Origin of the sequence: Pseudoalteromonas sp. McH1-42, from assembly GCF_022347845.1 — a bacterium.
Classification (GTDB): Bacteria; Pseudomonadota; Gammaproteobacteria; order Enterobacterales; family Alteromonadaceae; genus Pseudoalteromonas; species Pseudoalteromonas rubra_D.
Genome location: NZ_JAKRFU010000027.1, coordinates 52,209 through 65,577, shown reverse-complemented (window position 1 = coordinate 65,577; position 13,369 = coordinate 52,209). Strand labels below are relative to the sequence as shown.

At 47.8% G+C, this 13,369-nt stretch carries 10 protein-coding genes; 7 read left to right on the top strand and 3 right to left on the bottom strand.

What is annotated here, in order from left to right:
* Positions 1 to 97: 97 nt before the first annotated feature.
* Positions 98 to 496: an HIT family protein gene (locus tag MHN31_RS20670; protein WP_125563563.1), complete on the top strand. Its 399-nt coding sequence runs from the start codon at positions 98 to 100 to the stop codon at positions 494 to 496.
* A gap of 34 nt (positions 497 to 530) precedes the next feature.
* Here MHN31_RS20670 and MHN31_RS20665 read toward each other — a convergent pair whose 3' ends face one another.
* Positions 531 to 2,216, bottom strand: a complete 1,686-nt coding sequence (locus MHN31_RS20665) for a Zn-dependent hydrolase (RefSeq protein WP_239445200.1) — start codon at positions 2,214 to 2,216, stop codon at positions 531 to 533.
* 325 nt (positions 2,217 to 2,541) lie between these two features.
* Between MHN31_RS20665 and MHN31_RS20660 the strand changes: the two genes are divergently transcribed.
* Positions 2,542 to 3,381: an HDOD domain-containing protein gene (locus MHN31_RS20660; protein WP_010382808.1), complete on the top strand. Its 840-nt coding sequence runs from the start codon at positions 2,542 to 2,544 to the stop codon at positions 3,379 to 3,381.
* 46 nt (positions 3,382 to 3,427) lie between these two features.
* Here MHN31_RS20660 and rdgC read toward each other — a convergent pair whose 3' ends face one another.
* Both rdgC and MHN31_RS20650 read right to left on the bottom strand, forming a co-directional pair.
* Entirely contained in the window at positions 3,428 to 4,336 is a 909-nt protein-coding gene (gene rdgC / locus MHN31_RS20655) for a recombination-associated protein RdgC (RefSeq protein ID WP_010382806.1), read from the bottom strand.
* Positions 4,337 to 4,440: 104 nt separating this feature from the next.
* The gene (locus tag MHN31_RS20650; protein ID WP_125563559.1) at positions 4,441 to 6,201 is read right to left on the bottom strand and encodes a HAMP domain-containing sensor histidine kinase; all 1,761 of its coding nucleotides are present in this window, start codon (positions 6,199 to 6,201) and stop codon (positions 4,441 to 4,443) included.
* A gap of 217 nt (positions 6,202 to 6,418) precedes the next feature.
* Here MHN31_RS20650 and MHN31_RS20645 point away from each other — a divergent pair, with 217 nt between their 5' ends.
* The 5 genes from MHN31_RS20645 to glyA all read left to right on the top strand — a co-directional run bounded on the left by MHN31_RS20645 (position 6,419) and on the right by glyA (position 13,286).
* Positions 6,419 to 6,784 (top strand): response regulator, encoded by a 366-nt coding sequence (locus MHN31_RS20645; protein ID WP_125563557.1) that lies wholly within the window; start codon positions 6,419 to 6,421, stop codon positions 6,782 to 6,784.
* A 337-nt stretch (positions 6,785 to 7,121) separates the two neighbouring features.
* Positions 7,122 to 9,539, top strand: a complete 2,418-nt coding sequence (gene thrA / locus MHN31_RS20640) for a bifunctional aspartate kinase/homoserine dehydrogenase I (protein WP_239445199.1) — start codon at positions 7,122 to 7,124, stop codon at positions 9,537 to 9,539.
* Between the two features lie 8 nt (positions 9,540 to 9,547).
* Positions 9,548 to 10,486, top strand: coding sequence for a homoserine kinase (gene thrB, locus MHN31_RS20635; protein ID WP_010382802.1), 939 nt, complete (start codon positions 9,548 to 9,550; stop codon positions 10,484 to 10,486).
* A gap of 1 nt (position 10,487) precedes the next feature.
* Complete coding sequence (gene thrC, locus MHN31_RS20630; protein ID WP_125563551.1) at positions 10,488 to 11,774, top strand: threonine synthase; 1,287 nt, start codon at positions 10,488 to 10,490, stop codon at positions 11,772 to 11,774.
* A 255-nt stretch (positions 11,775 to 12,029) separates the two neighbouring features.
* Entirely contained in the window at positions 12,030 to 13,286 is a 1,257-nt protein-coding gene (glyA, locus tag MHN31_RS20625; protein WP_010382800.1) for a serine hydroxymethyltransferase, read from the top strand.
* Positions 13,287 to 13,369 lie beyond the last annotated feature (83 nt).

The following is a 13,369-nucleotide window of genomic DNA, read 5'->3' as shown; positions in this document are numbered from 1 at the left end:
ATGGGTGTGGTGGCAGACAAAACGTCGTCGTATCGGGTCGATTTTATGTGGCAAGTTAGTTACAGTGAGCTCATCAATAATGAACTTAAAAAGACCAATGAGTACATTTCAACTGGCGCCGGAACTGGTGCGTGATTGTATTGAACTGGCCGACTGGCCATTGTGTAAATTGCTATTACTGAACGACAGTCAGTATCCCTGGTTTATACTAGTGCCACGTGTATCAGGCATGCGTGAGATCATTGATCTCAGTGCTGAGCAGCAACAACTGTTTTGGCAGGAGTCTGCCCAGTTAAGTCACTTAATTAAAGCCGTTTTTAACCCGCACAAATTGAATGTGGCTGCCCTTGGAAACATGGTGCCTCAGCTGCACGTTCATCATATTGCGCGTTTTGAGCATGATGCAGCCTGGCCAAAGCCTGTGTGGGGGTTGTTACCACCCATCCCATACAGTGACCAGCAAATTGCCGAAATAAAACAGGCGCTGGATATTTAGCGCCTGTTTATCTGCCTAAATGTGGGTTGGGATATTATAGTCCCAGTACCGCTTTACCTTGCTTAAACGTCACATCAACCGGAATGTTAGCTGCCGCCAGTTTGTCCAGATCGGCCTGAAGTTCCGCTTTGATGTCGCCATGGGTGGCCAGTAACTGATCGACTTGTTGGTAGTCACCATCACCTTGCAGTGTCAGGATCAGGTTAGACAGCTTTTCCATGGCAGCGCCCATTTTCTCCATATCCACAGCATAAAGGCCATCCGCATTTTTTGAAAATGCGCCTTCCTGTTTGAAGAAATTAAACCGGATCATGTTGGCTTTACCATGGGCGCTGGATGCGCCAAAGCGCACAGAGCGGAAAATTCCGGCCATGAAGGTGACATAATAGTCTTCCAGCGTGCCTTCGGTGATCTCGCCTTTTTTCAGCAGTTGTTCAACCATATACAGACCCAGGATATCGGCTTTGCCTTCTTCCAGGGCGCTGGCATGCTCTTGTAGAGACTGACGCACCGTGCCTTTGCCTGTAATGGTATTTTTAATGCCCAGGCCATGCGCTACTTCGTGGAACATGGTGTTGGCAAAAAAGGCATCAAAGGTAATATGTTTACGTTGTGCCGGGACAATCAACTGTTCAGCAATGGGTACCAGGATCTTGTCGAACTTGGCCTGCATCGCATTTTTCAGCTGCAGACGACGCGTGCCCTTTTGGAGCTGAACTTCTTCATCGTTCGGCAAGTTAATGGCAATGGTTTTACTTCCGGCATTAGAGTGGCCGGCATAGTAAATGACGTCATACGCATTGAGGTCGGCATCTGAACCTGGCACTTCTTGCTTGTACTTTTCATCGACTGGTAATCCCTGCTGCAGTTCAGGCAGGAAAGCGGCAAATTTTGCCAGACGTTCACTCCAGGCCATGTCTTTGACAAGGACATAAGATTCGAACGCAGTACGATAACCAAAGAGCTGATCTTCGTAGGTTTCGATGGGACCAATCACCACATCGATGGGGTTATTTTTCATGTCCATCCAGGCGAAGTCAGAGGTTTGGTAACTATTATTTACCAGCGCGTCTGCACGTAAATTTAAGTATTTGGAAAATTGTTTATCCACTGCCAGTTTGCTGGCATCGCGCAATAGCTGAGCTGCCGTGTTTAATTCATTCTGGTAGGCTTCGGAGTAGGGGACACTATATAGCTGGCCTTGCGCATCTCGTTTTATTAAAGAGTACAAACCTGCTTTGTCTTTTACGTCCGTCTGATTAAGTTCGGATTTACTGATGTCGCCAGGGTAGAACTCAGCGCCGGGTGCTTTGGCGTTAAAGCCACTCAGGAATACTTTGTCACCATTTAGGCGGTCCCAGGGACCATAGTTAATATCAGCGAACTGGCGTACCTTCGGGTCCTGAATATTGGTCAGAAACTCCATTTTATTCATGCCAAATGCTTGTTTCCAAAAAAGATCATCCATGATTTTAGACGCATCAATCAATAACCCCAGCATTTTTTTCTGGTTGTCATTGAGGTGTGACAGGTCGCTATTCAGGGTGACCTGGGTATAGATATCCAGTCGCTCTGGCGACAGGTCTTGTAGCTGATAGCCGCTGTGTGTCGTGCTCTGTTGTGCCTGACTTTCAGTCTTGGGTTGCTGTGGCTCAGAACAGCCGCTGAGTAGCATGCCACAAGCCAGCATGACCGCCGTGGATAAGAGTGCGCGTTTCATCATTTTTCCTTCATTTGGAGTGTTAGTCGGACCTTTACTGCATAGAGGCCGCTCGGAACATAGCAGCCTGCAGGGATCCGTATTATTATTTCGGTGCTATACCTTACATGAATTGACTGCAACTTGCTGCTGTTGCGGCACAAAGTCGCTGAATATTTTATTTTACTCAGCGCGTTGGAATTTTTTGTCTATCACGAATAATTTTTATACTTTTCTTAACTTACTCTTTAAGTTAGACAATACTAATAACATGAACAGCACATTGCCCAGCGCCACAGGCAGTTGCTGCGCTCCAGAGGCCAATAAATTCGAGGATTGAACCAATATGTCTACTGAAAATGCCTTGTTGACGATTCTGATTGATAAAATAAACAATGATACCCTGGTACTACCTACCTTGCCTGAAATTGCTGTAAGGGTCCGGCAGGCTGCGGATGACCCGGAAGTTAATTTGATGCAAATGTCCGAGGTGATTTCTCATGATCCCGCATTGGCGGCACGTATGATTAAAGTGGCCAACAGTGCATTTCTGGGCCGTACTGTAAAAGTTAACACTCTTAATCAGGCCGTCACCCGGATAGGTTTGCGTCAGGTCAAAAATGTCGCCACAGCAATGGCGATGGAGCAGCTGTTTGTTTCGCAAAATAAGCTCATCAAAACGTATATGGATAAAGCCTGGCAGAAGACGCTGAAAGTGGCCTGTCAGGCGATCACCACGATGGACTTTTATCTGCGCATTAACAAACACACCTCGCTCAATAAAGACACCATTACACTGGCGTCACTGGTATTCAATATCGGGGTACTTCCTATCCTGACTGAAGCTGAAAATCACCCTGAAGTTTTCGCCAATCCGAGCTTTTTAGCGCATGCAATCCAAAAGCTGGGTGGTCGCATAGGGGGGGCAATTATGCGCGAGTGGGGGTTCACGGAAGAATTTGTTGAAGTCGCTGAAAGCTGGGCTAATCCAAACTATAAACCCGGGCATGTTTGTTATGTGGACTTTATCCGTGTCGGCGCCATTGTTGAAGGGATATTGCAAGTGTCTGATAAGGCCGCGGCACTGCATGTCTACGAAGAGAAGGGGGTGCTGGGTTCAGTGGATATGTTTTATGATGATGCCTATCAGGACATGCTGAACGATATTAAAGCGGCATTTTCGTAATTATTAAAATGAAGTGGCAGGGGCATTTAGCCCCGCCTCTCAGACGCTACAGGTCGTCCTGGTCGCCGAGCCCTTGTGACAGCTCTTCCAGCAGCTCTTTGATTTCTTCAGAGACCAGAATAAAGTCTGCATCGAGCTTGACCGCCATGTCCTCTTTAGGAATGTCGGCATTTTGCTCTTTTAGTGTGTCGCTGAAACTCAGGCGCTTGATTGAGCCGTCATTTTGCAGGGTAAACTGCACGCGTTCACGCCAGTCCATACCCAGTTTAGTTACGCGCTTACCGTGTTCCAGGTGCAATTTGATCTCATCGCCGGCCAGGTCATGCTGTTTAAGTTTAACCTGCGCACCATTGTCATCGGCTTCTTGTAATTCGGCATCAGAGCCGATTGCAAACCCTTCAGGGACTTCGAATTTGGTGAGCCAGTCAGTCAGGAACAGATCCAAATCATAATTTGCAAAGGCTGGGACGATAGGCAAAGTGCCGAGGGATTTTCTCAGTAATGCGGTCAGTTCTTCCGCTTTATTGAAGCTGGCACTGTTGACGATTAACCAGCCATTTTTCTGGTCGATAAAAGCAAATTGCAGGCTGGACTTTTTGAATGCCTGAGGCAACAAGGTTGCAGTGATATTTTCTTTAATTTCGTCTTTTTCTTTTTTCTTAACCGGACGATTCTCTTCTTGCTCGATCGATTCGATCTTTTCTGCAACCATTTCATTGATCACAGAGGCAGGCAGGACTTTTTCTTCCCGCTTGGCACAAACCAGAATACAGTGCTGAGAAAAGTGGCTCAGGGTCTGGCCATGTTTGCCAAGGGCTTTGGTCCAGCCAAAGGTGCTCATGTCCTGGCTACCGCACGGACGAAATACGTCGTGCTCCAGTGCTGCTTCAAAGTCTTCCTGGGCGTAGGAGACGTCTTGTTTAAAACGGTAACAGATAAGATTGCTAAACCACATAGAACAGGTTCCGAAGAGTAAAATCGACCCGCATCATAGCAAATCGACATACCCTCGGGCAAAGGCTCAGCGCAGATATTTCGCCTTGTTGATATAGGCGTTCATTAACTGAACATAGCAATGTTCTTCTGTAGTTCTTTAGGGAACCTGATGTAATAAGTTAGTCCTCTGCCTTCTTCTGAATTGACTTCAATGTCGCCATTCAGGGTCTGCTTAACCAGGTTAAAAGTAATGTGTGTGCCCAGGCCGCTGCCGCCTTGCTCACGCTTGGTAGTAAAGAATGGGTCAAACAGTTTTTCAAGCTGCGCTTTGCTAACGCCTTTGCCGTTATCTTTGTAGACGATAAAGACGTCGTTGTTTTCTTCTCGGATCTCTATGTCTATGGTGCCCTGCGCAACACCTTCAAAGCCATGGATCAGGGAATTCATAATCAGATTAGTGAAAATCTGGCTGATGGCTCCTGCGGGCAGATGCAGGGTTAATTCTTCCGGGCAATCTACGTTGACAATGTGCGCGGTCTTTTTGAGTTTGGGGTGTAAAGAGCGGATAACTTCGCCCAGGTATTGTTTAAAGTTAATGGTGCGTACCGCTTCACTGGCCTGATCAACCGCAATTTGTTTAAAGCTGGCGACCAGTTCTGACGCCCGATCCAGGTTGGTGGTCAGTAAGCTGGTACTTTGTTTCGCCTCGTTGATAAATTCTTCCAGCGCCTTGGGTGAAAGAGTTTTATCTCGATACGCGGTTTCCAGTCTTTGCAGGCGCTCTTCCAGGAATGAGGTTGCCGTAACGCCGATGCCGACAGGGGTATTGATATCGTGGGTGATCCCCGCTACCAGGCCACCCAATGCAGCCATTTTTTCAGAGCCAACTAGACGTTCTTGAGCCATGTTGAGTTCATCAACATACTTTTCCAGCTCCTTCTGCTTGGTCAGCAGCTCTTCTTCGGTTTGGCGTCTAAGATCGATCTCTTCTGTCAGCGTCAGTTTTTGCTTTTCCAGCTCATATTTTTGTTGTTGCAGGTCCATCATAGCCTGTGACAGGTTAGATGTTTTACGCGCGACCTCTTGTTCTAACTGGATGTTGTGCTGGTCGAGTTTTTCATTACTTATTAACAGCTCTTTTTGCGCCTGGTCGAGTTTTTTTCGATAGTCGGCGATGCGATCAATGAGTTTGTTGAAGGCCTCTTCCATCACTTTGAGCTCGTTGCGCTCTGTGGTATCAATGTCTATTTTATGACCATCGACATTGTCGATTTCAAAATCGTCAATTTGTTCGGTTAGATCGGTGAGTGGTTCGGTGAGTAATTTTCTGAAAGCGAGCAAGAACAAGATAATCAAAAATGTTGTTTTGACCATCGCATTACCAATCAGAAAGTAAATAGAGATCATGATACGACTGAATACCACTTCCCGGCTTGAAAACAGCGTTACATCGCCCACTTGCGTGGCTCTGCCGGAAAACTCGAAGATCAAAGGAAAGGTATAGCCAAACAGACCTGACGGCGTATCTTCAATGAGCGCCTCCTCTTGTACGAGTTGTTGGCTGTAAAGCTCATGAATATTGAGCGACCGACCCAGCTGAGAAATTATCTCGCCGCTGTCGTCACGCACTATGATCCCTTCAATCATAGGGATGGCTAACAAGCCCTCAGCGGTAGTGACGGTTTGTTTGGTGTTGAGCTCCCAGATAGCGCGAGTCAGGCTGCGACTGAAGGTTTTTTGCAGCATAGTTAACTCATTGCGAATATAGTCTTTAGTGTTGACATATTCGGCCACCACTTGTCCGCAAGTCACGACAAAGGTGAGCAAAAAGTAAACCGACAAGACGTTTGTGAGCAGCTTCTTAGACAGACTTTTTTGCAGCATGAAGTGTTCTTTGCTCCTAACAACGAGTTTCTGCGCGCTTAATACACTTAAAGTTAGCCAATAAAGTGCTAAAAATAAATATTAATCTCAATCTGATATCGCAAGGAATTTGTTCCTTGGGCACTTACTGGATGGAGATTATTGTGTTATAAGTTTAACCACAACAATAACCTTTATCCCAAAACAGAACAATAAAGATTATTTGACAATTCACTCTATGAGCTACTCTGTATTAGTCTGTGACGATTCAGTCGTTGCCCGCAAACAAGTCATCCGTTGTCTTAACGGGATCATTGACGCTGATATATGCCAAGCCAGTAACGGACACGAAGCGCTGGAGGTGCTGGCTGAACGACATATTGATTTATTGTGTCTCGATCTGACTATGCCCGTTTTGGATGGCATCGGGGTGCTCGAAGCGATCAAGCGCCAGGTGATTGAAACTTATGTCGTGGTTATTTCAGCCGACATTCAGGACGAAATGAAGACACGAGTTGCTAAACTGGGGGCGCTTGAGTTTCTGGAAAAACCGGTGAAGCCAGAATCCCTGCAGGCAACGCTCAGTAAGTTCGGGATCCGATAATAATCGAGTTAATGGTAAACGACCACTTCTTCCACCCACCTCAGTTTATATTGCTTTGTTCATCAGTTAATTCATTAATTTGACATAAACTTTGCGCGCTGCTGTACACAACTTGAGTTTTTTGCATAGTTTTTTGCAGTGCGAATTAAATTTTTGTGCTTGACAGTTTATTGATTGTTCAGGCAGTCTAAAGTCTATGAACAAGATTATTAACACCACGACCATTATTACCACCACCATCCTAACGGGATAGTGGCATAGGTCGGTGCGTATTCGAAAAGGCCTGTGCTCACTGCGAGCACAGGCCTTTTTTGTTTTTGGAATGAGGAAAATAAACATGCAAGTATTGAAGTTTGGAGGATCATCGCTGGCCGATTACGACTGCCTGCAACGAGTTCGTGAGCTTATCTTGACACAGGGTAACCACGAAGCCTTAGTGGTGTTGTCTGCACCAGGGGGCGTCACAGATAAACTGGTTGAGTTATGCGACCTGGCGCGTCAGGGGCAAAGTTTTAGTGATCAATGGCAAGCGCTCACAGCGCGTTTGAATGGGCTTAAAGTACAGGTTGAAGCTGAATTTGGTGACGTGACACATTGGCCCGATTTTACCGTGCTGGCAGACAAACTGGCGGGCGTAAAACTCCTTAAGCAATGCCCGGATGCGGTGCAAGCTTATGTGATCAGTTTTGGTGAGCGTGTGAGTGTGGCGCTGATGGTGGCGATGCTAAGTAAGCACAAAGCCCATTACCTTGATGCCACTGCCTGTATCGCGACAAATGACGCTTATCTGGATGCTGAAGCTTTGCTGGACGACAGCCGTGAGCGCTTTGCGGCGCAATTACAGGCTCAACCGGCACAGTTTTACATCATGCCTGGCTTTACAGGCAGTAATAGTGCCGGTGAATTGACGACCCTCGGTCGTAATGGATCGGATTATTCTGCTGCCATTGCAGCGGCGTGCATTCAGGCCAATGTCTGTCAGATCTGGACCGATGTTGATGGTGTATACAGTGCTGATCCCCGACTGATTAAAAAGGCCACCAAAGTGAATCGCTTATCCTATAAAGAGGCGATGGAGCTGTCGTATTTTGGTGCCAAAGTCTTGCATCCTAAAACCATTTTGCCTTGTGCCAAAGCAGGTGTGCCATGTGAAATCAAAAATACCCATGCGCCTGAGTTACCTGGATCTGTGATTGCGGCACAAGGTGGGGGAGACGAGCCAGTTAAAGCGCTATCCAGCCTTGACAAGCTGGCGATGCTAACGGTTTCCGGACCTGGTATGAAAGGCAAGGTTGGCATGGCGGCCAGAGTCTTCTCGGCGCTGGCCAAGGACAATGTATCGATTGTTCTGATCACCCAGTCATCTTGTGAGTTCAGTATTAGCTTCTGTGTTCATGAACAGGATTTGTCACTGGCATTGCAGGCACTGCAAACTGCTTTCGAACTGGAGATGCAAGCTCACCTGATCGAGCCAATCCAGGTACGTCGTTCGCTGGCGATCGTCACCCTGGTGGGTGATAACATGAAATCACACAAAGGCTTAGCCGCTAAGTTTTTTGCCTCTTTGGCGCAGGCACAGGTTAATATTGTGGCGATTGCTCAGGATTCTACCGAAAGTGCCATTTCTGCCGTGATCCAGGGCGAGCTGTGTCAGGATGCAGTCAAGGTTTGTCATGAAAACTTTTTCACCCATATTCCTTCAATTGACGTGTTCTTGCTTGGCTGTGGCTTAGTGGGGGCTGAGTTGATCGCGCAGTTACAACGCCAGCAAAGCTGGCTGGCGGAGCGTAACATCAAGCTCAACCTCTATGGGGTAGCGAATTCAAAACGCTGTTATCTGAATGAACAAGGGGTGCCTTTTGAGCACTGGCAGCAGGTGCTGGCCGATGCGCAGCAGGGCTTTGAGCTGTCAGAACTTGAGTCGTTTGTGCGCCGGAATCACCTAATCAATCCGGTGATTGTCGATTGCAGCTCGTCTCAACATCTGGCTGATCAGTATCATGACTTCCTCGCTGCCGGCTTCCATGTTGTTGCCGCCAATAAAAAAGCCAATACCAGTGACTATGACTATTACCAGGCGCTAAAACAGGTTGCGCAACAAAAGGGCAGACGCTTTTTATATGAAACCAATGTGGGTGCTGGGCTGCCTGTGCTCGATAACCTCCAGTTGTTATTTGGTGCAGGTGATGAGCTGTTGTCCTTCAGTGGCATTTTATCGGGTTCGTTGTCTTATATCTTTGGCGAGCTGGAAGATGGCCTGAGTCTGTCCGAAGCGACTGCGAAAGCAAAACAAAGCGGATTTACAGAGCCGGATCCGCGTGATGATCTGTCAGGCACGGATGTGGCACGCAAGCTACTTATTATTGCCCGTGAGTCCGGGTTGGCACTGGAGCTGGCTGATATCGAAGTTGAGCCAGTTGTGCCAGCTGACTTTGCTGCGGGTAGCTCAGTGGATGAATTTATGGCGCAGCTGCATCAGCAAGATGGGGCATTTGCAGATCGCATTCAAAGCGCGGCGAGCGAAGGCAAAGTACTGCGCTATGTGGGGAGTATTCAAGGTGGCCGCTGTCGGGTGGGTATTGAGGCGGTAGAGCGTTCACATGCGTTGTCGGATATCCGAGATGGTGAAAATGCGCTTGCCATATTAAGCCAGTATTATCAGCCCAAACCATTTGTGATCCGTGGTTATGGTGCCGGAGCGGAAGTAACCGCGGCCGGGGTATTTGCTGATATCTTGAAAACTCTGACGCGCTAGGAGTGGTTATGAAACGATTTTATGCACCCGCATCCATCGGCAATTTTTGTGTCGGTTTTGATTCACTGGGCGCTGCGATAGCCCCGCTTGATGGCACTTTGCTGGGTGATGTAGTGAGTGCTGAGGCAGCCGAACAGGACAGCTTTGAATGTATTGGTCCTTATGCGGATAAATTACCGTCGGGAGCTGAGGAAAATCTGGCTTATCAATGTCTGGTCCATTTCAGGGAGCATGTCGCTGCGACCATGCCCGGGGTGAAATTGACGCTGGAAAAACGTCTGCCAATTGGCTCGGGGCTTGGGTCCAGTGCCTGTTCAGTGGTCGCGACGTTTGCAGCGCTGGATGCCTTTGCACAGACTCAGTTGTCTCAGACGCAGATGATTGAGCTGATGGCTGACTTTGAAGGAAAAGTCAGTGGCGCACGCCACTATGACAATATCACGCCTTGCTATTTAGGCGGGTTGCAGCTGACAGCCGAGTTAATACCGGACAGGGCACTGAGCTTACCGAGTGATGACAACTGGCGACTGGTTGTAGCTTACCCTGGCTTTGCACTAAATACGGCGGCGGCCAGAGCGGTATTGCCGCAACAGCTGGCAACACACGATGCAGTCGAATTTGCGCAGCGATTAAGTGCCTTTACATTGCTTATGTCGCAGCATCAGTTTGATAAAGCTGTGACCTTGATGCGTGATGAGATTGCCGAGCCATCCAGAGCACCTTTGATCAAAGGGTTTGCAGAAGCCAAACAAAGCTTGCCTGAATTAGGTGCTCTGATGGTCAGTATTTCTGGCGCTGGGCCAACCTTGTTGGCATTGTGCGACAACGATCAGGATGCACAGCGATGCCAACTATGGCTACAACAACACTATTTAAATGAACATGGCTTCAGCCACATATGCCGATTAGACCTACAGGGCACAAGAGAAATAAAGGAAGGAGAGTAGAATGAAATTGGTGAACTTAAAAGATGATACTCAGACAGTATCCTTTATTGAAGCGGTTAAAACAGGTCTTGGCCGTAATCAGGGGGTGTTCTTCCCAACTGAGCTTGTGCCACTGACTGACGTTGATGCTTTACTGGCACAACCGTTTGCGCAGCGCAGTGCCGCGATTTTGAAACATCTGATCGGAGATGAGCTACCGCTCGACTCACTACAGAGCATGTGCGAGCAGGCATTTGATTTTCCTGCCCAATTAGTACAAGTTGAAGAAAATAAATATTGCCTGGAGCTCTTTCATGGGCCAACGCTTGCCTTTAAAGACTTCGGTGGTCGATTTATGGCGCAATGTATTGGTGCGTTTAGTCAGGGTGAGCGGGTGACCATATTAACCGCAACCAGTGGCGACACCGGCGCTGCGGTCGCACATGCATTTTATCAAATGCCAGGCGTTGATGTGGTGATCTTGTATCCGCAGGGTAAAATTTCGCTGGCGCAACAAAAGCTGTTTACCACACTGGGAGAAAATATTCACTGTTACGCCGTCGAGGGCAGCTTTGATGACTGTCAGGCACTGGTAAAACAGGCTTTCCTGGATGAGGAGGTTAAGCAAACACTGGGACTGAATTCAGCCAACTCAATCAACATCAGTCGCCTTCTGGCCCAGGTGTGTTACTACTTCGAGGCCTTTGCCCAGCTAACCGTCGCGGAGCGTGAGCAGGTTCATGTCTCCGTACCGAGCGGTAATTTCGGCAATGTGTGTGCGGCTATGATAGCTGCGGCGCTGGGGCTGCCAGTTAAACGCCTCAGTGCAACCACCAATCAGAACGACACTGTGCCCCGTTATCTGGATTCTGGGCAGTGGCAACCTAATGCGACTTTGGAGTCTATTTCTAACGCAATGGATGTGAGTAAACCTAATAACTGGCCTCGCGTGGAATCTATGCTGGATAGTGGGTACTTTCCTAAGTATGAGTTTTATTCACGTTCAGTATCGGAAGAGCGAACGCAGGAAGTCATGCGTCAGGTTGCAAAAGGAGGTTATGTGACAGAACCGCATACCGCCATTGCCTATGAAGGGCTCCTATTGGATGGGCAGCCTGAGGAAACCGGTATTTTTCTGGCGACGGCGCATCCTGCTAAGTTCAGAGAAACTGTGGAAGCTGTGCTGGAACAGGCAATTGAGATGCCTGAGGCACTGGCAAGTGCGCTGGAAAAGCCATGTCTGGCTGAGCCTTTGTCAGCGGATTATGATGCACTTAAACAGGCTGTGTTAACGCGTTTAGTGGGTTAAAAGGCGGTTTATTGCTTTGCTGGTGGTGTAGTGAGTCACCAGTAAAGCGTATTTAGTAGATTTCAATTTGAAATATAAATGCACTTTCCCATAAAAAATATAAATGTTTAAATAAAAAAATATCATCCCCCAAACACTGTGAAATAAATTCAATCCTTGATTAAATAGGCTCACACCGATTTCATAGGCAAATGGCCGCAATTTGCGTACAATCAAGCCTTCAAAAACCAATCTTACGTGTACCTAGGAGACACCATGTTAGAACGTAACATGAATATTGCAGATTTTGACCCAGAACTATTTCAAGCGATCCAGTCGGAAACCACCCGCCAGGAAGAGCACATTGAGCTTATCGCTTCTGAAAACTACTGTAGCCCGCGCGTACTAGAGGCTCAGGGGTCGCAGTTAACTAACAAATATGCTGAAGGTTATCCGGGTAAGCGTTACTACGGTGGCTGCGAGCACGTCGATGTGGTTGAGCAGCTGGCGATTGACCGTGCTTGTGAATTGTTTGGCTGTGATTACGCAAACGTTCAGCCTCACGCGGGTTCTCAGGCTAACGCTGCGGTATTCCAGGCGCTGCTTCAGCCGCATGACACTGTGTTGGGTATGAGCCTGGCGCATGGTGGTCACCTGACGCATGGTTCACACGTGAACTTTTCTGGTAAAACCTACAATGCAATTCAGTATGGTCTGAATGAAGAAACGGGTGAAATTGACTACGCACAGGTTGAAGCGCTGGCATTAGAGCACAAGCCAAAAATGATCATCGGCGGTTTCTCTGCTTACTCAGGGATTGTTGACTGGGCTAAATTCCGTGAGATTGCTGATAAAGTCGGTGCTTACCTGTTGGTTGATATGGCACACGTTGCAGGTCTGGTTGCTGCGGGCATCTACCCAAGCCCAATCCCACACGCACACGTTGTGACAACAACTACACACAAAACATTGGCTGGTCCTCGCGGCGGTTTGATCTTGTCTGCATGTGGTGATGCGGATATCTACAAAAAACTGAACAGTGCGGTTTTCCCCGGTGGTCAGGGTGGTCCTTTGTGTCACGTAATCGCTGCTAAAGCGGTTGCATTCAAAGAAGCGTTGCAAGACGAGTTCAAAGCCTACCAGACACAAGTGGTTAAAAATGCACAAGCGATGGTCGCAGTACTTCAGGAGCGTGGTTATAAAGTGGTCTCTGGTAAGACAGACAACCACCTGTTCCTGCTTGATCTGATCGACAAAGACATCACAGGTAAAGATGCTGACGCTGCGCTAGGTCGTGCCAACATCACCGTGAACAAGAACTCTGTACCAAACGATCCGCGTTCTCCGTTTGTGACTTCTGGTCTGCGCATTGGTTCACCAGCTATCACGCGCCGTGGCTTTAAAGAAGCTGAAGCGGGCGAGCTGGCAGGTTGGATCTGTGACGTGCTTGATAACATCGAAGATGATGCGGTACAGGCACAAGTAAAAGAAAAGGTTAAAGCAATCTGCGCTAAGCTACCTGTTTACGCGTAAAGCTGAGATACCACCTAAACAGATAAGAAAAGGCTGCCTTAAGTGCGGCCTTTTTTATGTGCATCGAATGCTACTATCTTGAT